Source organism: Salana multivorans, from assembly GCF_003751805.1.
Classification (GTDB): Bacteria; Actinomycetota; Actinomycetes; order Actinomycetales; family Beutenbergiaceae; genus Salana; species Salana multivorans.
This window is the reverse complement of record NZ_RKHQ01000001.1, coordinates 1,842,736-1,865,587: the sequence shown is the minus strand read 5'-3', so window position 1 is coordinate 1,865,587 and position 22,852 is coordinate 1,842,736. Positions and strand designations below refer to the sequence as shown.

At 75.8% G+C, this 22,852-nt stretch carries 19 protein-coding genes; 10 read left to right on the top strand and 9 right to left on the bottom strand.

The features are described from left to right. The first annotated feature begins 31 nt into the window (after nt 1–31). The 3 genes from EDD28_RS08040 to EDD28_RS08030 are packed head-to-tail and all read left to right on the top strand — an operon-like array spanning nt 32 to nt 3,354. Nucleotides 32–1,093 carry a 3-oxoacyl-ACP synthase III family protein gene (locus EDD28_RS08040; protein ID WP_123739130.1) on the top strand — a complete coding sequence of 354 codons (1,062 nt, stop codon included), beginning with the start codon at nt 32–34 and terminating at the stop codon, nt 1,091–1,093. Nucleotides 1,094–1,102: 9 nt separating this feature from the next. Beyond that, nucleotides 1,103–2,008: an MBL fold metallo-hydrolase gene (locus EDD28_RS08035; protein ID WP_123739129.1), complete on the top strand. Its 906-nt coding sequence runs from the start codon at nt 1,103–1,105 to the stop codon at nt 2,006–2,008. After that, nucleotides 2,005–3,354, top strand: a complete 1,350-nt coding sequence (locus tag EDD28_RS08030) for a F390 synthetase-related protein (RefSeq protein ID WP_170169399.1) — start codon at nt 2,005–2,007, stop codon at nt 3,352–3,354. Before EDD28_RS08035 ends, EDD28_RS08030 begins: the two co-directional genes overlap by 4 nt. Nucleotides 3,355–3,372: 18 nt before the next feature. On the opposite strand, the gene EDD28_RS08025 is transcribed toward EDD28_RS08030, so the two are convergent. The 7 genes from EDD28_RS08025 to EDD28_RS08000 form a co-directional block, all read right to left on the bottom strand. After that, nucleotides 3,373–4,638, bottom strand: coding sequence for a glycosyltransferase (locus EDD28_RS08025; RefSeq protein ID WP_170169398.1), 1,266 nt, complete (start codon nt 4,636–4,638; stop codon nt 3,373–3,375). Continuing rightward, complete coding sequence (locus EDD28_RS17320; RefSeq protein WP_170169397.1) at nt 4,635–5,309, bottom strand: hypothetical protein; 675 nt, start codon at nt 5,307–5,309, stop codon at nt 4,635–4,637. The genes EDD28_RS08025 and EDD28_RS17320 overlap by 4 nt, the downstream gene beginning before the upstream one ends. Continuing rightward, the gene (locus tag EDD28_RS08020) at nt 5,306–6,556 is read right to left on the bottom strand and encodes a glycosyltransferase (protein WP_123739126.1); all 1,251 of its coding nucleotides are present in this window, start codon (nt 6,554–6,556) and stop codon (nt 5,306–5,308) included. The genes EDD28_RS17320 and EDD28_RS08020 overlap by 4 nt, the downstream gene beginning before the upstream one ends. Then, a complete protein-coding gene (locus tag EDD28_RS08015) occupies nt 6,553–7,587 on the bottom strand; it encodes an NAD-dependent epimerase/dehydratase family protein (RefSeq protein WP_123739125.1) in 1,035 nt (344 codons plus the stop codon). The genes EDD28_RS08020 and EDD28_RS08015 overlap by 4 nt, the downstream gene beginning before the upstream one ends. A gap of 95 nt (nt 7,588–7,682) precedes the next feature. Further along, nucleotides 7,683–8,810 carry a sugar kinase gene (locus EDD28_RS08010; protein WP_123739124.1) on the bottom strand — a complete coding sequence of 376 codons (1,128 nt, stop codon included), beginning with the start codon at nt 8,808–8,810 and terminating at the stop codon, nt 7,683–7,685. 44 nt (nt 8,811–8,854) lie between these two features. Beyond that, nucleotides 8,855–9,493 carry a bifunctional 4-hydroxy-2-oxoglutarate aldolase/2-dehydro-3-deoxy-phosphogluconate aldolase gene (eda, locus tag EDD28_RS08005; protein WP_123739123.1) on the bottom strand — a complete coding sequence of 213 codons (639 nt, stop codon included), beginning with the start codon at nt 9,491–9,493 and terminating at the stop codon, nt 8,855–8,857. 338 nt (nt 9,494–9,831) lie between these two features. Next, nucleotides 9,832–10,602, bottom strand: a complete 771-nt coding sequence (locus EDD28_RS08000; RefSeq protein WP_123739122.1) for an IclR family transcriptional regulator — start codon at nt 10,600–10,602, stop codon at nt 9,832–9,834. A 446-nt stretch (nt 10,603–11,048) separates the two neighbouring features. Here EDD28_RS08000 and kduI point away from each other — a divergent pair, with 446 nt between their 5' ends. From kduI to EDD28_RS07985, 3 genes are all read left to right on the top strand, one after another. Then, a complete protein-coding gene (gene kduI / locus EDD28_RS07995; protein ID WP_123739121.1) occupies nt 11,049–11,870 on the top strand; it encodes a 5-dehydro-4-deoxy-D-glucuronate isomerase in 822 nt (273 codons plus the stop codon). Between the two features lie 11 nt (nt 11,871–11,881). Next, the gene (locus EDD28_RS07990) at nt 11,882–12,703 is read left to right on the top strand and encodes an SDR family oxidoreductase (RefSeq protein ID WP_123739120.1); all 822 of its coding nucleotides are present in this window, start codon (nt 11,882–11,884) and stop codon (nt 12,701–12,703) included. Between the two features lie 135 nt (nt 12,704–12,838). Beyond that, nucleotides 12,839–14,065 carry an alpha-hydroxy acid oxidase gene (locus EDD28_RS07985; RefSeq protein WP_123740007.1) on the top strand — a complete coding sequence of 409 codons (1,227 nt, stop codon included), beginning with the start codon at nt 12,839–12,841 and terminating at the stop codon, nt 14,063–14,065. Nucleotides 14,066–14,163: 98 nt separating this feature from the next. On the opposite strand, the gene fucO is transcribed toward EDD28_RS07985, so the two are convergent. Beyond that, complete coding sequence (gene fucO / locus EDD28_RS07980) at nt 14,164–15,315, bottom strand: lactaldehyde reductase (RefSeq protein WP_123739119.1); 1,152 nt, start codon at nt 15,313–15,315, stop codon at nt 14,164–14,166. A gap of 138 nt (nt 15,316–15,453) precedes the next feature. Then, complete coding sequence (locus tag EDD28_RS07975; protein WP_123739118.1) at nt 15,454–16,992, bottom strand: mannitol dehydrogenase family protein; 1,539 nt, start codon at nt 16,990–16,992, stop codon at nt 15,454–15,456. 187 nt (nt 16,993–17,179) lie between these two features. Between EDD28_RS07975 and EDD28_RS07970 the strand changes: the two genes are divergently transcribed. The 4 genes from EDD28_RS07970 (at nt 17,180) to EDD28_RS07955 (ending at nt 22,836) form a co-directional block, all read left to right on the top strand. Then, a complete protein-coding gene (locus tag EDD28_RS07970; RefSeq protein WP_123739117.1) occupies nt 17,180–18,229 on the top strand; it encodes a LacI family DNA-binding transcriptional regulator in 1,050 nt (349 codons plus the stop codon). Then, complete coding sequence (gene uxaC, locus EDD28_RS07965) at nt 18,226–19,668, top strand: glucuronate isomerase (RefSeq protein ID WP_123739116.1); 1,443 nt, start codon at nt 18,226–18,228, stop codon at nt 19,666–19,668. The genes EDD28_RS07970 and uxaC overlap by 4 nt, the downstream gene beginning before the upstream one ends. Then, nucleotides 19,665–21,233 carry a UxaA family hydrolase gene (locus EDD28_RS07960; protein WP_123739115.1) on the top strand — a complete coding sequence of 523 codons (1,569 nt, stop codon included), beginning with the start codon at nt 19,665–19,667 and terminating at the stop codon, nt 21,231–21,233. The genes uxaC and EDD28_RS07960 overlap by 4 nt, the downstream gene beginning before the upstream one ends. Before the next feature lie 76 nt (nt 21,234–21,309). Further along, a complete protein-coding gene (locus tag EDD28_RS07955; protein ID WP_123739114.1) occupies nt 21,310–22,836 on the top strand; it encodes a Gfo/Idh/MocA family protein in 1,527 nt (508 codons plus the stop codon). Nucleotides 22,837–22,852 lie beyond the last annotated feature (16 nt).

The window sequence follows — 22,852 nt, the reverse complement described above, 5'->3', positions numbered from 1 at the left end:
AACCCGCCCGGCGCTGTGCCACTCTTGCGGGATGACTGACGCGGGGCCCTCACGGCGTCACACGCTGCCCGTCCGGATCCTCGCGACGGGGTCGTACGAGCCGAGCACGCTGGTGACGTCGCAGGAGCTCGACGCGCGGTTCGACCGCGCCCCGGGCGAGTCGCTCGCCCGGTCGGGGGTCGCCTCGCGGCGCTGGGCGAGCCCGGAGGAGACCTCGTCGCGCATGGCGACGGCGGCCGTCCGGGAGGCGCTGGAGCGCGCCGGTCTCGGCGTCGACGACCTCGACGCCCTCATCGTCTCCGCCGTGTCGCCCGAGCAGCCGATGCCGACCACCGCCGTCCTCACCCTCGCCGCGCTCGGCGCCACGGGCGGCGCCGCCGAGGGGTTCGACGTCAACACCTCCTGCGTCGGGTTCCTCACCGGCCTGCGCGCCGCCGCCGCCGGGATCGCGACGGGGCAGTGGTCGCGCGTCGCGGTCGTGGCGACGGAGATCGCGTCGAAGGGGCTGAACCACGACAGCGTCGAGGCGAGCGCGCTGTTCGGCGACGGGGCCGGGGCCGTCGTGCTCGGCCGCGTCGACGACACCGGCACCGATGCCGACACCGACGCCGGCACCGAGGCGGCCGCGCCGCCCGCGGTGCTGGCGTCGCGCGTCGCGCTGTGGCCCGAGGCGGCCGGCGCCTGCCGGATCGACGCGGGCGGGACGCGCCTCAACGTCGTCACCCCGCCCGACGACCTCGACTCCTACCTGTTCACGATGGACGGCGCGATCCTCCTGCGGCACGTCGCGAAGAACCTCCCGGCCTTCCTCGACGGCGTCCTCGCCGAGGCGGGCGTGACGCTCGAGGACATCGACGTCGTCGTCCCGCACCAGGCCAGCGGGGTCGGGATGCGCTACCTCGTCGAGCGGGTGGCCCCGCACCCCGAGCGCGTCGTCGACATCCTCCGCGACCACGGCAACCAGGTCTCGGCCTCGATCCCCGTCGCGCTCGACCACGCCGTCACCACCGGCCGGCTGCGCCGGGGCGACCTCGTCCTCCTCGCCGGGACGGGGGCCGGGCTCTCGCTCGCCGCCGCCGTCCTGCGGTACTGAGGCGGCCCGATGGGCTCTCCGCCGCCGGCGCACCGCGTCCACCTGCTCGAGGCCGGCTCCACCCGCCAGCTCGGGGCGATCGCGCGACGCGGCGGACCCTGGCGCCGGGTCACCTTCCCCGCGCTGGTCGCGGTGATCGAGCACCCGGACGGCGTCGTCGTGGTCGACACCGGCTACTCCCCCCGCGCGGTCGCCGCGGCCTCGCGCGGACTGAGCCGGGTCTACCGCGCGCTGCTCCCCGTCACGATCGACCCCACGCGCACGCTCGCCGCCCAGCTCGACCGGCTCGGGCTGGGTCCCGTGACGGACGTCGTCGTGACCCATCTCCACCTCGACCACGTCGGCGGGCTCGCGGACGTCCTGGACGTGGCCGCCGAGGGGCCGGAGCCCCGCGTCGTCCTCGACCGCGCGGCGCTCGCGACGTTCCGCGCGACGCGCGGCTGGGCCGCGCTCGTGCGCGGCTGGGTGCCGGGCACCGTGCCGGACGCGGTCGACCGGCTGGCCGTCGACCCGTCCGACCTGCCGCAGGCCGACGGCGCGTGGGCCGACCTCGGCCCGCTGCCCGGCGGACGCGACGTGCTCGGCGACGGCAGCGTCGTCGTCGTGCCGCTCGACGGGCACGCTGACGGTCACCTCGGCGTGCTCGTCCGGGCCCGCGGCGCGGCCGGCGACGGTGGGGGCGACGACGTCGACGACGTGGACCTGCTGCTCGTCGGCGACGCGGCCTGGGACGTCCGGGCGATCACCGATGGCGCCCTCCCCGCCGCCCCCGTGCGGCTCATCAGCCACGACTGGTCGACCTACACCGCGACGATCGACGCCCTCGGGGACCTGCGGCGCCGTCGACCGGGGCTCGTGGTGCTGCCGTCGCACGACGAGGCGGCGATCCGCCGGGTCCGGGACGTGCTGGCGTGAGGGCACGGGTGCTCGGGCACTACCTCGCGGCTCGGCGCCGCGTCGCGCCGGACCACTTCCGCGACCGGGCGGCGCTGGAGGCGCACCAGCTCCGGCTCCTGCGGCGGGTGCTCGCCCGCGCGCCGCGGCGGTACGCCTACTACGCCGATCTCGGCACCGGCCCGGCCGGGCGGCCGGCCGAGCTGTCCGACCTGCCCGTGCTGGACAAGCCCGACGTCCTGCGTCACTTCGCCGGGCTCAACCGGCGCGGGCTCTCGCTCGCCGAGTGCCTCGCGGCGGCTCGCGCGGCGGAGACCGGGCGCGACTTCACGACGACGCTCGGCGGGCTGTCGGTCGGGCTCTCCTCGGGCACGTCCGGACAGCAGACCGCGTTCCTCACCTCCCCCGCCGAGCGAGACCGCTGGGCCGGCGAGGTGCTGGCCAGGGCGCTGCCGCGCGGCCTGCTCGCCGGCGCCCGGGTCACGCTCGTGCTGCGGGCCGGCGGACCGCTGTACGAGAGCGTCGACGGCGGACGGGTCTCGTTCTCGTTCGTCGACCTCGCCCTGCCGCCGGACCGGCTCGTCGCGTCGGTCGTCGCCGCGCGCCCGACGGTCCTCGTCGCGCCGCCGTCGGTGCTCCGGATGGTGGCGCGGGAGTGGGGCGGGCGGCCCGCGCCCGAGCGCGTCCTCTCGGCGGCCGAGGTGCTGGAGCCCGCCGACGCGGCGGAGATCACGGCCGGGCTCGGGGTCCGGGTCGACCAGGTGTACCAGGCGGCGGAGGGGTTCCTCGGGATGAGCTGCCGGGAGGGCACGCTGCACCTGGCGGAGGACCTCGTGCTCGTCGAGCGGGAGCCCGGCGGGGACGGCTGGAACCGTCGGGACGACGGAGACGACGGGGAAGACGGGGAAGACGGCCGGTTCGTGCCGGTCGTGACGGACCTCGTGCGCTCCTCCCAGGCCGTCCTGCGCCGCCGCCTCGGCGACGTCCTCGTGCCCGGGACGTGCGGCTGCGGCGACGTCCGGCTGGCCGTCCGGGAGATCGTCGGGCGCTCGGACGACGCCCTGCTCCTCCCCCGCGCCGACGATCCCGCGACGCGGGCGCCGTTCTACCCCGACTTCGTGCGGGCGGCGGTGCTCGCGGCTCCGGGCGTCGCCGACTTCCGGGTGGTGCAGGAGGCGGACGACGCGGGTGGGCCCGCCGGGCCGCTCGTCCGGCTCGCCGTCGAGCCGCGCGAGACGTTCGACGCGGCGGCGGCGAGCCTGCGGGAGCGGATCGGCCGGGCCGGGCTGGTGCCGCCGACGATCGTCCCGATGGCGTTCGAGCCGCACGACCGGCTGCGCAAGCTCCGCCGGGTCCGTCGCGCCTGACGCCGCTCCCGCCCTGCCTCAGCGAGGCGCGGGCCGCGACCGCGCGAGGTCGAGGAGGACCCGCTCGGTCGCTCCCACCGGGTCGTAGCCGGCGAGCGCCCGGGTCAGCCCCGCGAGGCGCGTCCGGTCCATCGCCAGCACCTCGCGCAGCCGACGAGCGGCGCGCGCCGAGCCGAGCGGCGCCCGGGTCAGCGCTCCCGCGCCCGCGACGGCGAGCCGGACGGCGTTGTCCGGCTGGTCGAAGTCGTGCGGGACGACGAGGGCCGGCACGCCCGCCCGGATCGCCGCGTAGGCGATGCCGGTCCCGCCGTGGTGGACGACGGCGTCGCACCGGGGCAGCACGTCGTCGTAGTCGACGTACCCGACCACCGCGAGACCCGGCTCGACGACCGTGAGCCCGCGGCCGCCGGCCGCATCGCCCAGCCCGACGACGACGTCCAGCCCCGCCACCCGGTCCCGCAGCGCGCGCACCCGCGCGAGCAGGTCGCGCTTCGCCCAGTCCAGGTGCGTCCCGAGCGTCACGAGCACCCGCGAGCGCCCCGGCGGGAGCGACGGCAGCTCGACCGGCGGCACCCGCACCGGCGACGCCGTGAGCGGTCCCACCATCCGGAACGCGGCCGGCCAGTCCCGCGGCAGCTCGACCTCGCTCATGCCGAGGCCGAGGATCGCGTGCGGGGAGTAGGCGTACTCCGAGCCGTCCTCGCGGTAGACCCGGGCACCGGCCTGCTCGAAGTCCCGCGCCAGCGCGCGCTGCATCCCGAGCTTCCCCAGGCGCACGGCGCGCCGGCCGACGGCGTCGCGCGCCCGGCCGAGCGCCGTCCGCGGCGGCCGCCACCCGCCGAGGTAGGACGGCGTCCCGGTCCGGGTCTCGATCGCGCACGGCGACGGGCACACCGTCACCCACGGGATGCCCCGGTCCAGCGCAGCGTATCCCGCGACCGGCGCGGTGAAGTCGGCGACGACGACGTCGGGCCGCACGCGCTCGGTGATCGCGTCGAGCTCGGCCCGCGCCCGCGGCAGGAGCGCGAGGTTGGCGCGGAGCTGCCGCGTGAGCCGGACGGGGTGGGAACCCACCCGCACGCCGGGGTTGGCGACGCGCTCGAAGGCCTCCGGATCGTCGGGGAACAGCGGCTCGACGTCGAGCCCGACCCCCCGGACGAGGTCGGCCCGGCCGGCGCCGGTCGTGACGACGACGTCGTGCCCGCGCCGTCGCAGCCCGACCGCGAGCTCGAGCACCGGGTGCAGGTGACCCGCGAACGGCGGCGCGGCGAGCAGCACCCTCACCGCTCGGCCCACGCTGGCGCAGCGACGAGGTCGAGCACGGCCGCCACCGTGGCCGGGTGGGTCGCGGCGGACAGGTGGTCGCCCGGCACGACGCGGTCGACCGGCACCGGGCCCGAGACCGCGGCGAACCAGTCGCGCTCGCCCCGGAGCACGTGGGTCCGCCACCCCTGCGGCAGCGGCGGCAGGGCGCCGACGCCACCGATCGCGACGATGTCGACGCGCAGGCCCGGCGTCGGGCGCAGGCGCGGCAGGGCCGCGACGAGCATCGGCCAGCCGGCGCTCCCGCAGAGCAGGAGCAGCCGGTCGCGGGTGCGGTCGAGCAGCGGCTGGAGGTGGTGCGCGACCGCGGCCGCGAACCACGTGCCCGGCCCCTCGAGCGCGAGCGCACCCTGCGCGTAGTTGCGCGGTGCCGCGACCCGCAGCGGCGTCGCGACGTAGTCCGGCCGCGCCGCGCGCTCGGTCCACGGGAAGCCGACGGGCACGGGCCGCCATCCCTCGACCGCCAGCGCCGCGAGCACGGTCTCCTGCGCCGGCGACAGCCGCGAGTGCTCGAACGAGCTCTGCCCCGTCAGCCACGCCGCCCGCGCCTGCGCGACCTCCTCGGCCTCGACGACCCCGGGCGCGTCGCGGTGCGCCGCCAGCCAGTCGCGCAGCTCCCGCTCGCCGGTCACTCCCCGACCCCCACGCGCACCCGCCGACCGCGCCACGTGACGGTGCGCGAGCCCAGCGTCCCGAGCAGGTGCACCGGCGTCAGCAGCGCCGCGACCACCTCGGCCGCGAGGCCCCGCGGGCTCGGGCCGCCGTCGCCCGGCGCACCCGGAGCGCGCAGCGTCGTCCGCCACAGGTCGCGGCGCAGCCACCACGTCCCGGCCTGGGAGGCGACGACGACGCCGCCCGCGACCGCGAGCGCCCGGCAGGGCCGCGGGCTCAGCCCCGCCAGCACGACGGCGGCGAGGGGCAGCGCCGCCGGGAGGCCGGCGAGCGCGACGAGACGGATCGACGCGTCCCGCCGGACCACCTCCTGCGCGAACAGCAGCCACCGGCGCATCAGCCGGGCGTACTCCCCCGGCCCGGCGACCGTCGTCGCCAGGAGCACCGGCTGCGCGGTCTGGACGATCCCCAGGCCGGCGCGCCGGAACGCGCGGGCGAGCGCGTAGTCGTCACAGGTCGCGCCCGCGATCGCGTCGTACCCGCCGACCGCCGCGAGGTCGCGCGCGCGCATGGCGAGGGCCATGCCGTTGACGCTCACCGGCGGGCCGAGCCGCGCGAGCGGGAGGTACGTCGTGAGCGCGGAGCCGTTGACGAACCCAGCGACGAGCCGCGACCACGCCGTGCCCTGCTCCAGGTAGACCGGGATGGCCGTCGCCAGCCCGCCGCGGTCGAGGCCGCGCAGCAGGCCCGGGAGGCCGCCGGGCGGGAGGGCCGTGTCGTCGTCGAGCTGGACGAGGACCGCTCGCGTCCCGCCGGCCGCCTCGATCCGCGCGACGGCCGCCGCGAGCTTGTCGACCTTCGGGTTGCGCCCCGGAGCTGGCGGGCCGAACACCTCGACCCGGACGTCGGCGGCGACGCGGGGCTCGGCGGCGGGGGCCGCGGCGAGGTCGTCGTCCGCGTCAGCCCCGCCCGCCGCGATCGCCGCGGCGACGCGGCAGCCATCACGGTCGTCGTCGTCGACGAGCAGGTGGACCCGCGCGGACGGCAGCGTCGCGACGGACGCGGCCAGTCGTCGGGCCAGCAGCTCGTCACCGGAGCGGATCGGCACGAGGACGTCGACCTCGTCCGCCGCGAACGACGCGGGCGTCCCGGCCAGCTCGCGCTCCTCGGCGACGGCGCGCCGCGCGAGCGCGAGGCGGGCGACGGACAGCGCCCCGAGCAGCACGGTCGCGGTCGCCCACCACCGTGTCGCGCCGGGCGACCTCACGCCGGACCCGCCCGGTGCTCGGCCACGATCTCCTCGACCGACCGCGCGAGCGACACGGCCGGAGCTCCGAGGTCGGTGAGCGCGCGGGTGACGTCGAACGTCTTCGAGCGGGACAGGACGGAGACGCCGAACCGGGTGATCGGGGGCTCGCGGTAGCCGAGGAACCGGGCCGAGAACCGCTCGCTCGCGCCCGCGACGGCGCGCAGCAGCCGCGGGTCGACGCGCACGGTCCTGGCGCGGACGCCGAGGCGGTCGAGCAGGTCGAGCGCGAAGGGGTACAGCTCGACCGGCTCCGCGTTCGTCAGGTGGTAGGTGCCCGTCGCCTCGCGCGCGAGCGCCTGCGTCACGTAGTGCGCCACCGTCCCGACGTCGCTCAGGTCGACGACGACGCGCGGCCCCGAGCGCGGCTCCAGCACGGGCAGGACGCCGCGCTCCGCGAGCCGGAGGATGCGCGGCATGAGGACGGTGTCGCCGGCCCCGATGATGGCGCGGGGACGCAGGACGACGGAGCGGCCCCGGTAGCGCTGGGCGACCCGTTCGCCGAGGAGCTTCGTGCGGGAGTAGTCGTTGACCTGCTCGCGCAGGGGCGGCGTCGGGGCGTCCTCGGTGAGGTCGAGCTGGTCGGCGTCGCGGTAGACGACCGAGGAGCTCGAGACGTAGACCAGCGGCAGCGGCTCGCCGTGCTCGCGTCGCCCGTACCGCTCGGCCCACGCGGCGACGTGCTCGGTCCCGCGGACGTTCGCGGCGATGTAGTCCTCGGGCGGCGCGAACGGGCTCGCGAGCGCGGCGGCATGGACGACGGCGTCGACCGGCCCGCTCAGGCGGGCGGCGATCGAGCGCTCGATCGCGCCGTCGGCGACCGGCTCGGTCAGCGGGTAGGCGAGGTCGTGCGACAGGTAGCCGGCGACCGGGCTCGCCGGGTTCGGCCGGGCCGCGCGGCCGAGGCCGAGCACCTCCCAGCCGCGGGCGACCGCGTCCTGCGCGATCCGCGTGCCGAGGAAGCCGTTCGAGCCGGTGAGGAGGAGACGCACGCTGTCACCCTAGGGCCAGCGTCCGACGCTCCGGCCGGGGCGACGCCGCCGCCGGCCCACGATGCGGGCCGGCGGGGCGTCGGCGTCGGCGCGGCTCAGCGGTCGACGCGGGCCGAGCCGCCGCCGGCCAGCTTGAGCACCTCGGCCTTGGTCACCATGGTGGTGTCGCCGGGCGTCGTCATCGCGAGCGCGCCGTGGGCCGCCCCGTAGTCGAGCGCGACCTGGAGCGGCTGACCGTCGAGCAGCCCGTAGACGAGGCCCGAGGCGAACGAGTCGCCGCCGCCGACGCGATCCATGATCTCGAGGTTCGGTCGGTGGATGGACTCGAGCACGCCGGTCGCCGGGGACCAGGCGATGGCGCCCCAGTCGTTGATCGTCGCGGTCCTGACGCCCCGCATCGTCGTGCCGATGACCTTGAAGTTCGGGAACTCCGCAGCGGCGGTCCGGATCATCGCCGCGAACTTGTCCACCTCCAGCTCCTCGCCGCCGTGGATGTCGGTGCCCTCGATCTCGAAGCCGAGGGAGGCCGTGAAGTCCTCCTCGTTGCCGATCATGACGTCGATGTGCGGCGCGATCGCGCGGTTGACCTCGCGCGCCTTGTCGATGCCGCCGATGGACTTCCACAGCGACGGGCGGTAGTTGAGGTCGTAGGAGACGACCGTCCCGTACTCCTTGGCCTTCGTCACGGCGGCGAGCACCGTCTCGGCCGACGTCTCCGACAGCGCGGCGTAGATCCCGCCCGTGTGGAGCCAGCGGACGCCGTACTCGCCGAACAGCCGGTCCCAGTCGACGTCGTCCGGCCCGAGCTGCGACGCCGCCGTGTGGCCGCGGTCGGAGACGCCGACGGCACCGCGCACGCCGAAGCCGCGCTCGGTGAAGTTGAGGCCGTTGCGGACGGTGCGGCCGATGCCGTCGTACGCGCGCCACTGGACGAACTCGGTGTCGAGCCCGCCCGTGAGGATGAGGTCCTCGACGAGGCGGCCGACCTCGTTGTCCGCCAGCGCCGTCACGATGGCGCCGCGCAGGCCGAACGCCCGGCGCAGGCCGCGGGCGACGTTGTACTCGCCGCCGCCCTCCCAGGCGCGGAAGCTGCGGGCGGTCCGGATGCGCCCCTCGCCCGGGTCGAGGCGGAGCATGACCTCGCCGAGGGAGACGACGTCGTAGCGGCAGTCGGCGGCGGGCTTGAGGTCGAGGGCGGCGACCTCGGGGGGGAGCGTGCTCATGGTGGGTCCTCTTCGTCGGGGTGTCGGGGTGTGCCGGTGTGTCGTCAGGCGCGCGGGCGCAGGGAGGCGGCGAGGGCGACGGCCTCGGCCGTCAGCGCCGTGATCGCGTCGAACTCGTGGGCGGCGACCATCTTCTGCGGGACCATCCACGACCCGCCGACGGCCTTGACCGCCGGGATCGCGAGGTAGTCGGCGAGGTTGGCGGCGCTGACCCCACCCGTCGGGACGAACGAGACGCCGCCGAACGGGGCGGAGAGCGCCTTGATCGCCGGGGCGCCGCCGGAGGTGCCGGCCGGGAAGAACTTGACCGTGCTGAGGCCGAGCTCGAGCGCCGCCTGGATCTCCGTCGCGGTGACGCAGCCGGGGAGGGCGAGGATGCCGTGCTCCTGCGCGCGCTCGACCACCGCGCGGGAGAGCCCGGGCGAGACGACGTAGCGCGCGCCGGCGGCGACGGCCTGGTCGACCTGGTCGGGGGTGAGGACCGTGCCGGCGCCGATGACGACGTCGCCGCGCTCGGCCATCACCCGGATCGCCTCGGGCGCCGCCGCGGTGCGGAAGGTCACCTCGGCGACGGGCAGGCCGCCGGTCACGAGGGCCTGGGCGAGGCCGTCGGCGTCGGCCGCGTCGTCGATGACGACGACGGGGACGAGCGTGGCCTGCTCGAGCTGGGAGAGAACGTCCATCGCTGGCTCCTTCGGTGTGCGCCCGCCGGCGAGCGTCGTCGGTCGCGGGCTCGATCCTTGTTCCGCTGAGCGCAACGCTCGTTGCGCTCAATGCACATCAGTCTGCCAGAGCCGCCCGGTTTCGACCAGCCCCTGTGACTCGGCTCTCCGCGGGCGAGGCCGGGGCGTCCGCTCCCCGCGGATCGGTGCGCGCCCCACCCGCACGGGCGGTGCGTCCGGGCTGGTCGGCGCGCCGCTGGCGCGCGGGCTGAGCGCGGCCGGAGGCTTCGATCCGCGGAGAGCGGACGCCCCAGCACCCCGGGACGGCGCGCGCGACGCGCCGCAAGAGACCCGCCCGGTCAGACGCCCCCGCGGACCACGAGGCCCGGCGGGAGAAGACCGGGCAGGACGCGGCGGAAGTCGTCCGCGACCTCGGCCATCCGCTCGTCCGACATCCGCTCGCGCGGCGCCGTGACGCTGACCGCGGCGACCGCGGCCCCCGCGCGCTCGAGCGGCAGGGCGACGCAGGCGATGCCCGGCTCGTTCTCCTCGCACTCCGAGGCGAAGCCGCGCGCGCGGGCCGTCGCGAGGACGTCGGCGAGCCGGTCCCCGGAGAGGCCGCCCGAGCCGTCGGCCGCGAGATACGGCGCGAGCGCCTCCGCCGACAGCCCGCGGTCCATGAGCATGGCTCGGCCGAGCGCGGTCGTCGCGGCGGGCATCCGGCGCCCGACCGCCGACCACACCCGGACGGGTCGATCCGGCTCGACCTTGTCGAGGTAGACGATCTGCGCTCCGGCGAGCGTCCCGAGGTGGACGAGCTCGTCGACCTCCCGGGACAGCGCGACGAGGGCCGGGTGGAGCGAGGCCGCGAGGTTGTCGCCCGCGTAGTACGCGTCGCCGAGCGTCACCGCCGCCGCACCGAGCCGGTAGAGGCCGGAGCCGGGGTCCTGGGCGACGAAGTCGCGGAACCGGAGCGCGGCGAGGGCGCGGTGGACGGTGGTCTTGTGGACGCCGAGGCGATCGGCGAGCTGTCCGAGGCTCAGGCCGTCGGTCCCCGCCGCGGCGAGCTGGGACAGCACGACGAGGGCGCGGTCGATGCTCTCGACGGGCGAGGCGGCGTCCTTCTCCACACCCCAACTGTGCCAGCAGGGACCGCCGGCCGAGCGCGCACGGACCGGACGCGACCCCCGCGAGGCCCCACCGGCACGCCGCGGGACCCGCGCGGCGCCCGATGACGGCGCCCACCGCGCGGCGCGGCGGCGGGTCGGCGCAGCGGAGGTGTCGGAGCGACGACCCCGAGCCCGACGCCCGACCGGTGCCGCGGCGACCCCGAGCCCGGAGCCCGGCGCCACCTCGGCCCCCCGGCGCACCCGCCACCACCGGTTCGCGGCAGGGTTGACTTCCGCGCGTTGAATGGATTCAATACCAGAGAAGACTTCCCCGGGCCCCGCCCTCCGACCGTTGCCCGCGACGACACCGGGCCAGCCGACGCCGCCGGAGACGCGGAAGCCTGGGAGAGTTGACGTCGATCGGCATCGTGAGCCCGGCCGACCCAGTACCGAGAGAGGACCCGACCATGTCTGTCACCCGCCTGTGGAGCACCCACCCCGACGACGTCGCCCGGCTGGGCACGCAGGAGCTGCGGGAGCGGTTCGTGCTGTCGGGGCTGTTCACCCCGGGCGAGGTGACGTGGGGGTACGCGCACGACGACCGGCTGCTCGTCGGTGGCGTCCTGGTCGAGGACGGCTCGCCCGTCACGCTCGAGGCGCCGGAGATCATCAAGGCGGAGTACCTGCTCGAGCGCCGGGAGCTCGGCCTGGTCGGTCTCGCCGGGGAGGTGACGGTCACGGCCGACGACGAGACGTTCGCCCTCGGCGCCCACGACGTCGTCTACCTCCCGCTCGGCACCCGCGACGTCACGCTGTCCGGCGCGGGCGCGGTCTACCTGGTCTCGGCACCGGCACACGCGCGGCTCACGGCGGCCAAGGCGGGCCGGGACGAGGTCGAGGCGCTGCACCTCGGCGAGCTGGTGACCTCCAACGAGCGGACCATCCGCAAGTACATCCACGCCGACGGGATCGCGTCGAACCAGCTCGTCCTCGGGATCACGACCCTGGCTCCGGGCAGCGTGTGGAACACCATGCCCCCGCACGTGCACCCGCGTCGCACGGAGGTCTACCTCTACGACGGCCTCGGCGACGAGGTCCTGGTCCACCTCATGGGCGAGCCCGGCAACACCCGCCACCTGCTCCTGCACGACCGCGACGCCGTCGTCTCCCCGCCCTGGTCGATCCACACCGCCTCGGGCACCGGCGCCTACACGTTCGTCTGGGCGATGGCCGGCGAGAACATCGACTACACCGACGTCACCGGCATCACGCCGGGCGACCTGCGCTGAGGGGCCCCGCCATGATCCTGGACGCATTCACTCTCGACGGGAAGGTCGCCCTCGTCACGGGCGGCGGCCGGGGCCTCGGCCTCGGGTTCTCCACCGCGCTCGCGCAGGCCGGCGCCGACGTCGTGATCCTCGACCGGTCCGGCTCCCCCGAGGCCGTCGAGGCCGTCGAGGCGCTGGGCCGGCGCGCCTGGTCGGTTCAGGCCGACCTCCTCGCCGCGACCCCCGAGCAGGTCCAGGACCTGGTCACCCAGGTCGCGGGCGAGGCGGGGCGGCTGGACATCGTCGTCAACAACGCGGGCATCATCCGGCGCGAGCCCGCGATCGACTTCACCAGGGCGAACTGGGACGAGGTCATCGACCTCAACCTCTCCAAGGTCTTCTACCTGTCCCAGGCCGCGGCCCGCGTCATGATCGACCAGGCCGGTGGCCTGGACGCCGTGCGCGCCGCCGGCGAGAGCGGCGGCGGGCGGGAGCGCTCGATCGGGAAGATCATCAACATCGCCTCGATGCTGTCCTACCAGGGCGGCAAGATCGTCCCGTCCTACACGGCCTCCAAGTCCGGCGTCGCCGGACTCACCCGGGCGCTGGCGTCGGAGTGGGCTCCCCTGGGGATCAACGTCAACGCGATCGCCCCGGGCTACTTCGCGACCGACAACACCGCCCAGCTGCGCGCCAACCCCGAGCGCAGCGCCGAGATCCTCGGCCGCATCCCGGCCGGCCGCTGGGGCCGACCCACGGACCTCCAGGGCGTCGCCGTCTTCCTCGCCACCGCCGCGAGCGACTACGTCGACGGCACCACCATCCCCGTCGACGGCGGCTGGCTCACCCGCTGACCGCCCCACCGCAATCCCTCCGATGTCGGGGTGGATCGGATCGTGAATCGCGATCGGATCCACCCCGACATCGGAGGACGACCGAGCACCACCCCGACCACCCCCGCCGCCAGCCCGCCCGAGAACGAGGTCCCCGTGTCAGCAACCCCACGCGTCCGGCGTCAGCTCCCGCGTCCCGCGGACCTCGCCCCGCTCCTGCGGCTGCGGCCGTTCGAGCCGGACGGGACGAAGCGCCGCCTGTCCCGGGCGCTGACGATCGCTGACCTGCGGACCCTCGCCGCGCGCCGCACACCCCGCTCGGTGTTCGACTACACCGACGGGGCGGCGGAGTCGGAGATCTCGCTGCGTCGCGCGCGACGCACGTTCGCGAACCTCGAGCTGCGCCCGTCGATCCTGCACGACGTCTCCGTCGTCGACACGACCACGCCGATGCTCGGCCGGCCGGCCGCGCTCCCGTTCTCGTTCGCGCCGACCGGCTTCACCCGGATGATGCAGACGGAGGGCGAGAGCGCCGTCGTCCGCGTCGCCGAGCGCGCCGGCATCCCGTACGCGCTCTCGACCATGGGCACGACGTCGATCGAGGACGTCGCCGCCGCCGGCCCCGGGGCGCGCCGGTGGTTCCAGCTCTACGTCTGGAAGGACCGCTCGCGGGCCGAGGACCTCATGGCCCGCGCGCGTGCGGCCGGCTACGAGGCGCTCGTCCTCACCGTCGACGTGCCCGTCGCCGGCGCCCGGCTGCGCGACGCGCGCAACGGCTTCTCGTTCCCGCCCCAGCTCTCGGTCAAGACGTTCCTCGACGGCGCGACCCACCCCAACTGGTGGATCGACCTGCTCACGACGCCCACCTACTCGTTCGCCTCGCTGGACTCCTGGGACGGCACCATCGCCGAGCTGCTGGACACGCTGTTCGACCCGTCGATGACGATGGCCGACCTCGAGTGGGTCCGAGCGAACTGGGACGGGCCGCTCGTCATCAAGGGCATCCAGACGCTGGAGGACGCCCGCCGCGTCTCCGCCGCGGGTGCGGACGCGATCGTGATCTCCAACCACGGCGGACGCCAGCTCGACCGCGCGCCCGTCCCGCTGCGCCTCGTCCCGGACGCCCGCGCCGCGGTCGGGGACGAGACCGAGGTCTGGATGGACACCGGCATCATGTCGGGCGCCGACATCGTCGCGGCGATCGCACTCGGCGCGCACGCGACGATGGTCGGGCGCGCGTACCTGTACGGGCTCATGGCCGGCGGGGAGCGGGGCGTCGAGCGCGCCGTCGAGATCCTGCGCTCCGAGATCACCCGGACGATGCGCCTGCTCGGCGTCAACGCCGTGAGCGAGCTCGGGCCGCAGCACGTGCGACTGCCCTGAGCCGAGCCGGTGCGCCGTGCGCGCCGAGCGCGCCCGCCGGTCAGCCGCCGGTCAGCCGCCGGTCCGGTCGCCCGAGGCGCCCGGACCGGCGGATCGGCTCACAGCAGCGAGCGGTACAGCCCGGCGATCTCCTCGACCGTGACCTCGCGCGGGTTGCCGCCGCGGCAGACGTCGTCGTAGGCCGCCTGCGCCAGCACCGCGACGTCGGACTCCCCCGCCCCGATCTCGCTGATCCGGGTCGGGTTGCCCAGCCCGGTCGTCAGGGCGGCGACGGCCGACACGGCCGCCTCGCGCACCTCCTCCAGCGGGAGCTCGGCGGCGTCGGCCACCCCGAAGGCCGCGGCGATGTCCCGGTACTTCTCCCCGGTCGCGGGGGCGTTGAACGCCATCACGGGCGCGAGCAGGATGCCGTTGGCCACGCCGTGCGGCGCGCCGAACACGGCGCCGAGGGGGTGCGCCATGGCGTGGACGAGGCCGAGCCCGACGTTGGAGTAGCCCATCCCGGCGACGTACTGCGCCATCGACATCCGCTCCGCCGCGACCGCGTCGCCATCGGCGGCGGGGGCGAGCGCCTGGGCGATCACCTGGATCGCCTTGAGGTGGAACAGGTCCGACAACTCCCACGCCCCCAGCGTCGTGTACCCCTCGATGGCGTGCGTCAGCGCGTCGAGACCGGTCGCGACGATGAGCGACCGGGGCGCGCTCGACATCATCTCGGGGTCGACGACGGCGAGGACGGGGATCGCGTGCGGGTCGACGCAGACGAACTTGCGCTGCCGCTCGACGTCGGTGATGACGTAGTTGACGGTGGTCTCGCTCGCCGTGCCGGCGGTCGTGGGCACGGCGACGATGGGGACGGACGGCTTCGTCGTCGGCGCCACGCCCTCGAGCGAGCGGACGTCGGAGAAGGTCGGGTTGGCCGTGACGATCCCGATCGCCTTGCAGGTGTCCTGCGGCGAGCCGCCGCCGATGGCGACCAGCACGTCGGCCCCGGCCGAGGCCAGGGCGGCGACGCCGTCGAGCACGTTCTGGATGGTCGGGTTCGGCACGACGTCGGAGTACACCTCGTACGGGAACCCGGCCTCGTCGAGAAGCCTCGTCACCCGGCCGGCCACGCCGGTCTCGACGAGGACGGGGTCGGTCACCACGAGCGCCTTGGCGAAGCCGCGCCGGGCCAGCTCCTCGGGGATGACGGTGATGCAGCCGGCGCCGAAGTGGGCCGTCTGGTTCCAGATCATGCGGTGCGACATGGGGGCTCCTCGGACGGGCGACGCGCTCCACGCGTCGATTGAATCGGTTCACACCGAGTCTTCCCGGGCCCGGGCCACCGCGCCGGGGACCTTGGTCCCCGATGCGGACCGCCGCCCCTCGACGGCGTCAGGCCGGCGTCAGGCCGGCGTCAGGACGTCTCGGAGCGCGTCGGTCACGCCGTCGACGACCTCGGTGTCGGCCGCGAGGTCCTCGGCGCCCAGCACCAGCAGCGCCGCCACGACGACGCTCCGCAGGTCGTCCCGCGCCCCCTCGCCGTCACGCCCGTGCCCGCCGTCGCCCGCACCGCCGTCGCGCTCGCCCGCACCGCCGCCCGACGCCCACGCGGCGGCGAGCGTCGCGGTCCGCGGATCGGTCGTGCCCCAGGCCTGGCCGCCCCCGCCGTCGGCCACGCCGCCCGCCGGCGGCCGGATCGCGGCGACCCACGCCCCGAGCCCGCGCACGATCGTCGGCGACGTCAGCCCCAGCGCACGCAGCTCCCGCAGCGATCCCAGCCACCGCTCGGGCAGCTTGAGCGACCCGTCCGAGCCGATCTGGGTGAGCCGGTGACGCATCGCGGGGTTGCGGAACCGCTCGACGAGGTCGCGGGCGTACGCCTCGGGGTCCGGCCCGCCGGCCGGGAGCACGGGAGCCACCTCGCGCGCGAGGCCGAGGACCACGTCCTCGCCCCACGGCGTCGCCATCGCCTCGGCGACCAGCTCGCACCCGCTCGCCAGCCCGAGGTAGGCGAGCAGCGAGTGCGCCCCGTTGAGCAGCCGCAGCTTGGTGAGCTGGTACGGCGCAACGTCGGGCACGAACAGCGCCCCCGCGGCGTCCCACGGCGGGCGCGGGCCGGCGAAGTCGTCCTCGATCACCCACTGCAGGTAGGGCTCGCCGACGACGCCGGCCTCGTCCCGCACGCCAAGCTCGCGCTCGACGGCGTCGAGGTCCTCGGGCGTCGTCGCGGGCACGATCCGGTCGACGATGGTGGCGGGGAACGTCACGCTGTCGGCGATCCACGCGCGCACGGCCGGAGCGTCCTGCCACCCGGCCGCCTCGACGTACTCGGTGACGACGCGGCGCACGGCCGGACCGTTGCCGGCCATGTTGTCGCAGCTCACGACGCTGACGGGCGTCCCGTGGGTCCGGGCCCGCGCGGCCAGCGCGTGCGCGAGCACCCCGACGACGCTCACCGGCTCCCCGGAGGCGAGCTCGTCGGCGACGGCGGCCGCGTCCAGCCCGCCGTCCGGCGTGCGCAGGTACGCCTTCTCCGTCACGGTCAGCGTGACGACGGCGGTCCCGGCGTCGGCCAGGAGGTCCAGGACGGCGTCCCGCTCGGTCGGCAGGTGCCGCGAGCCGACGATCGACCCGACGACGCGGACCGAGGGGCCGCCGGGCGCCTTCGTCGTCACGGTGTAGCAGTGGTCCTGCGCACGGAGCGCGTCGACGACCCGCGCCGAGCTCGGCGCCACGGCGACGATCCCCCAGTCTCCGCCGGTCGCCCCGTTCGCGTCCTCGGTGTAGACCGCCTGGTGCGCCCGGTGGAACGCCCCGATGCCGAGGTGCGCGATCCGCGGGCGCAGCTCGCGACGGTCCGCGACGGGACGCGCTGCGGGGGGCAGTCCGGCGAGCGTCGCCTCGGACAGCCGGGGGACGTCGCGGTGCTCGGCCTCGTTCATGTGCTGCTCCTGCTCGCTGGGCTCGGGCGCTCGGGGCTCGGTCGGCGCCGGCGCGGATCGTGCGGGCCGGTGACGTTGTCACATGGCCCCCGGCGTCCTACTCTAGACTGAGAAAACGTTTCCCCGCAGCCGTGGCGCACCCGTCGCGAGCGAGCGGGAGACTCCGACGACGGGACGGGAGGCCACCATGACGGTCGATCGCGCCGGCCGCGCGTCCCGCGCCACGATCACGACGGTGGCGCGGCACGTCGGCGTCTCCGTCGCCACCGTCTCCCGCGTCATGAACGGCCACCCGACGGTCGCGCCCGAGCTGATCGAGCGGGTCCGCGCCGCCGCGGCCGAGCTGGGCTACACCGCCAGCCCGACCGCGCGCTCGCTCGTCCTCGGCCGGACCCACACGGTCGCGGTCGTCGTGCCCGATCTCGGCAACCCGTTCTTCCAGGGCATCCTGCGCGGGGTCGCGCGGGCGGCCGACGTCGAGGGCTACCACGTGCTCGTCGCCGACACCGCCGAGGACGTCGCGGCCGAGCCGGACAAGGCGCTGCGGGCGCGCGGGCGGTGCGACGCCGTCGTGCTCGTCTCGCCCCGCCTCGCCGACGACCGGCTGCGCGACCTCCTGCCGGACCTCGGTCCCGCCGTCGTCGTCAACCGCCGCGCACCCGACGGGATCGTGCCGTCGCTCCACCCGGACTACCGCGCCGGGATGGCGGTGCTCGCCGACCACCTCGCGGACCTCGGCCACCGGCGCCTGCTCTACCTCGCCGGCCCCGCCGGCACCTTCTCCGACCGCGAGCGCCGCGCCGGTCTCGCGGACGTCGCACGGGCCAGGGGGCTCGACCTCACCGTCCTGCCCGGCGGCGTCACGCAGGACGACGGCGCCCGCGCCGCCACCGCGGTCCTCGCGACCGACGCCACCGCCGTCCTCGCCTTCAACGACCTCGTCGCCATGGGCCTGCTCGCCCGGCTGCGCGAGCACGGCGTCGTCGTGCCGCGAGAGGTGTCCGTCGTCGGCTTCGACGGCATCGACCTGGGCGCCGCGGCCGCGCCGCCGCTCACCACCGTGCGCGTCCCGGCCGAGGAGATCGGCGCCGCCGCCTGGCGCCGGCTGGCCCGGCTCATCGACGGCGACGACGCCGGTGACGACCCGGCGGCCGCGCAGTCCTTCCGGCCCGAGCTGGTCGTCCGCTCCTCCTCCGCACCACCCCCCACGTCCCCCACCGACAAGGAGGCGTCGTGACGACGCACTGGACGCTGCACCCCGATCGGGCCCTCCCGGCCGAGCCGTCGCTACGCCGACTGGCCCGGGAGATCTACGACTCCGTCCGTGACCTGCCGATCATCTCCATGCACGGGCACGTCGAGGCCGAGCTGCTTGCGGCGAACGAGCCGTTCCCCGACCCGGCCGAGCTGCTCGTGCGCCCCGACCACTACCTGGTCCGCGCGCTCGTGGCGGCCGGCGTCCCGCACGGCGCGCTCGGGGTCGGGCGTCCGGGCACCCCCGACGTCGAGACGGACCCGCGCGAGATCTGGCGCACCTTCTGCGAGCACTGGCGCCTGTTCCGCGGGACGCCCACCCGGTACTGGATGGAGGACGTCCTCGCCGAGCGGTTCGGGGTCGACGCCCCGCCGAGCGCCGAGAGCGCCGACGTGCTCTACGACGAGATCGCCGCGCGCCTGGCGACGGACGCCTACCGCCCGCTGGCGCTCCTGGACACCTTCGGCATCGAGATCATCGCGACGACCGACGCCGCGACCTCCGACCTGCGCCACCACCGCGACCTGGCGGAGCGCGGCTGGGGCGAGCGGATCGTCCCGACGTTCCGCCCGGACGCCGTCGTGCACCCCGGCCGCCCCGGGTTCGCGGCCGAGGTCGACGCGCTCGAGGAGGCGTCCGGCATCGCCATCGGCACGTACGGCGACTACCTCGACGCGTTGCGGCAGCGGCGCGAGCACTTCATCGCGAACGGCGCGCGGGCCACCGACCACGGCCACCTCACGGCCGACACGACGCCGCTGGAGCCGGCCGAGGCCGAGCGCATCCTGCTGGCCGGCCGGCGCGGGGAGGCGACGCAGGAGGAGAGCCTGGCGTTCGCCGCGAGCATGCTGCTGGAGATGGCGCGCATGTCGAGCGAGGACGGCCTCACGATGCAGCTGCACCCGGGCGTCCTGCGCGACCACCACCCGGGAACCTTCGCGGCCCGCGGCGCCGACGTCGGCTTCGACATCCCGGTGCCCGTCGACTACGTCAACGGTCTGCGGCCCCTGCTCTCGGAGCTCGGGACGCACCCCGACCTGCGGCTCGTCCTCTTCACGATCGACGAGACGACGTTCTCCCGCGAGCTGGCCCCGCTGGCCGGCGTCTACCCGGCCGTCCGGCTCGGGGCGCCGTGGTGGTTCCTCGACACCCCCGACGCCATGCGTCGCTACCGCGAGGCCGTCACCGACACGGCCGGGTTCGCGAACACCACCGGCTTCGTCGACGACACCCGCGCCTTCTTCTCCATCCCCGCCCGGCACGACCTCGCGCGCCGGGTCGACGCGGGCTACCTCGCCCGACTGGTGGCCGAGCACCGGCTCGGGCTGGACGAGGCGCTCGAGACCGCCGTCGACCTCGTCCAGACCCTGCCGCGCGCCGCCTACCCGCCCGCGCGAGCGCTCGGCCGGCCCGTGCCGTGAGCGACGTCATCCTGCTCGCGCCGCACGACGACGTCGCCGTCGCCACGCGCGACCTCGTCCCGGGCGAGAGCGTCACGACCGGCGACGGCGAGAGCGACGGCAACCCGACCGTCGTCGTCGTGCGCGACCGCGTGCCGCGGGGCCACAAGGTCGCGCTGCGCGACCTGCCGCTCGGCAGCGAGGTGCGCAAGTACGGCCAGGTGATCGGACGGACGACGCGACCCGTCCCCGCCGGGAGCCAGGTCCACGTGCACAACCTCGAGATGCCGAGGATGCCGGACGTGCCGGGCGCGTCCGACGCGGCCTCGGACTACGCCTACGCGACCGAGCACCGCGAGCTGCCCGTCCCCGAGGGCGAGCGCCCGACGTTCCTCGGCTACCGGCGGGCCGACGGGCGGGTCGGGACGCGCAACTACGTCGCGATCGTCACCTCCGTCAACTGCTCGGCCTCCACCGCGCGGTTCGTCGCCGACCAGTTCCGCGGCCGGGCGCTGGCGCAGTTCCCGCACGTCGACGGCGTCGTCGCGCTCACCCACGGGTCCGGCTGCGGGCTCGTGCCGACGAGCGAGGGCGGCCGGACGCTGCTGCGAACGCTGCGCGGCTACGCCGCCCACCCCAACGTCGGCGGCGTCCTCGTGCTCGGGCTGGGCTGCGAGATGCTCCAGGTCGACGCGCTCGTCGCCGAGGCCGGCATCCCCGCCGACACCCTCGTACGCCGCCTCGTCATCCAGGAGACCGGGGGCATCCGCGCGACCGTGCGGGCCGCCGTCGCCGAGATCGAGGCGATGCTGCCCGAGCTGGACGCCCGGCGCCGCGAGGTCTGCGACGTGAGCGACCTCGTGCTGGGCCTCAACTGCGGCGGCTCGGACGGGTACTCGGGCATCACGGCCAACCCGGCGCTCGGCGTCGCCTCCGACCTGCTCGTCGCCTACGGCGCGCGGTCCGTGCTCGCCGAGACCCCCGAGGTCTACGGCGCCGAGCACCTGCTCACGCGGCGGGCCGTCAGCCCCGAGGTCGGCCGGCGGCTGATCGACCGGATCGCCTGGTGGCGCGAGTACGCGGCCGCCGGGGGCGGGACGCTGGACAACAACCCGTCGCCCGGCAACAAGGCCGGCGGCCTGACGACGATCCTGGAGAAGTCGCTCGGCGCCGTCGCCAAGGCCGGCTCGGCCGACCTGGCGGCCGTGTACCAGTACGCCGAGCCCATCGACACCCCGGGACTCGGCTTCATGGACACCCCCGGGTACGACCCGGTCTCCGTGACCGGCCTCGTCGCGGGCGGCGCCACCGTCGTCGTCTTCACGACGGGACGCGGCTCCGTCCTCGGCTGCAAGCCGTCGCCGTCGATCAAGGTCGCGACGAACACCGCCATGTACCTGCGGATGCACGAGGACATGGACCTCAACGCGGGCCGGATCGTCGACGGGACCGCCAGCCTCGCGGAGGTCGGCCGGGAGATCTTCGACCTCGTCCTCGCCGTCGCGTCCGGGCGGGAGACCGTGTCCGAGGAACTCGACCTGGGGCAGGACGAGTTCCAGCCCTGGCTGCTCGGCACCGTGACCTGAGCCCGCCCGACCCGCCCCACCCCGCGCTCGACCCCACCGCCCGCCCAGCCCGACCCGCCCCCGATCAGGAGCCACCATGCCCGCCACGCCGCCCCCCGCCCACGACGGCGCCGACCAGAACCCGACGGCCCCGCGCCCCGACTCCAGCCGCGGCACGCTCGGCGACGCCGCCGTCGTGCCCGCCTACGCCCCGGTCCCCGCCGACCGGCCGCGCCGCCGCTACGCCGTCGTCGGCACCGGCCACCGCGCCGGGATGTACGTCGGCGCGATCACCGGCGAGCACGCGGACGTCGCCGAGCTCGTCGCGTGGTGCGACCCCAACCCGACCCGGATGGCCTACCACGACGCCGAGGCGGGCGCGGCGCTCGGGCTGAGCGGTCCGGCCGGGCTCCCGACGTACGCGCCCGAGGACCTCGAGCGGATGATCGCGGACGAGATGGTCGACGTCGTCATCGTCACGACGCCGGACGTCCGGCACGCCGAGTACATCGCACGGGCCCAGGCGGCGGGAGCCGACGTGGTCGTCGAGAAGCCGCTCACGACGACCGCCGCCGGCTGCCGGACCGTCACGGAGTCGGTCGCGGCGACGGGCCGGGACGTCGTCATGACGTTCAACTACCGCTACGCGCCGCGGAACTCGACGCTGCGCGAGGTGGTCGCCGGCGGCGAGATCGGCGACGTCACGTCGGTGCACTTCGAGTGGGTCCTCGACACGGTGCACGGCGCCGACTACTTCCGCCGCTGGCACCGGGAGAAGGCCAGCTCCGGCGGGCTGCTCGTCCACAAGTCCAGCCACCACTTCGACCTGGTCAACTGGTGGCTGGGCGACGTGCCGACCCGCGTCTACGCCAGCGGCGGCCTGAGGTTCTACGGCGACGCCAACGCGGCGGCGCGCGGGCTGGGGCCGCGACCGGAGCGCGGGACCGGGGTGAGCGGCGACCCGTTCGCGCTGGACCTGCGCTCGGACGCGCGCCTGGACGCCCTGTACCTGCAGGCCGAGCACCACGACGGCTACCTGCGCGACCGAGACGTGTTCACGCCGGGCATCACGATCGAGGACACGCTCTCGCTCGTCGTCGACTACCGGCGCGGCGCGACCATGACGTACTCGCTCGTCGCGAACGGGCCGTGGGAGGGCTACCGCGTCGTCGTCAACGGGACGGAGGGTCGCGCGGAGCTCGACGTCGTCGAGCGGGGAACCGTGCTGCTCGACGACGACGGCAACGCGCTGCTCGACCCGTCGGCGCAGGTGGACCGGGCGGCGCAGGCGGCCGGCGCGGGCGGGACGCACGGCGCGGGCGGCGCGGGCGGCGAGGACCCGCGCCTGCGGCCGAACGGCGAGCGCCTGCTCGTCCAGCGGCACTGGCACGCGCCCCGCGAGGTGCCGATCCCGGCCGGCATCGGCGGGCACGGCGGCGGCGACGCGATCCTGCTCAAGGACGTGTTCCGGCGCGACCTGCGGCTGTCCGACGACCAGCTCGGCCGCGCCGCCGGGTACCGGGACGGGCTGCGGGCGGTCGCCGTCGGGATCGCCGGCAACGCCTCGCTCGCGACGGGCCAGGCCGTCCGGATCGACGACCTGGACCTCGGCGAGCAGCTCTGACCGTCCGGCCGGCCCC

Excerpts from the sequence above, each read along its gene's own strand:
- EDD28_RS08040 (WP_123739130.1), top strand. The coding sequence starts at position 32 with ATGACTGACGCGGGGCCCTCACGGCGTCACACGCTGCCCGTCCGGATC.
- EDD28_RS08035 (WP_123739129.1), top strand. The coding sequence starts at position 1,103 with ATGGGCTCTCCGCCGCCGGCGCACCGCGTCCACCTGCTCGAGGCCGGC.
- EDD28_RS08010 (WP_123739124.1), bottom strand. The coding sequence starts at position 8,810 with ATGAGCACGCTCCCCCCCGAGGTCGCCGCCCTCGACCTCAAGCCCGCC.
- eda (WP_123739123.1), bottom strand. The coding sequence starts at position 9,493 with ATGGACGTTCTCTCCCAGCTCGAGCAGGCCACGCTCGTCCCCGTCGTC.
- kduI (WP_123739121.1), top strand. The coding sequence starts at position 11,049 with ATGTCTGTCACCCGCCTGTGGAGCACCCACCCCGACGACGTCGCCCGG.
- EDD28_RS07990 (WP_123739120.1), top strand. The coding sequence starts at position 11,882 with ATGATCCTGGACGCATTCACTCTCGACGGGAAGGTCGCCCTCGTCACG.
- fucO (WP_123739119.1), bottom strand. The coding sequence starts at position 15,315 with ATGTCGCACCGCATGATCTGGAACCAGACGGCCCACTTCGGCGCCGGC.
- EDD28_RS07975 (WP_123739118.1), bottom strand. The coding sequence starts at position 16,992 with ATGAACGAGGCCGAGCACCGCGACGTCCCCCGGCTGTCCGAGGCGACG.
- EDD28_RS07970 (WP_123739117.1), top strand. The coding sequence starts at position 17,180 with ATGACGGTCGATCGCGCCGGCCGCGCGTCCCGCGCCACGATCACGACG.
- EDD28_RS07955 (WP_123739114.1), top strand. The coding sequence starts at position 21,310 with ATGCCCGCCACGCCGCCCCCCGCCCACGACGGCGCCGACCAGAACCCG.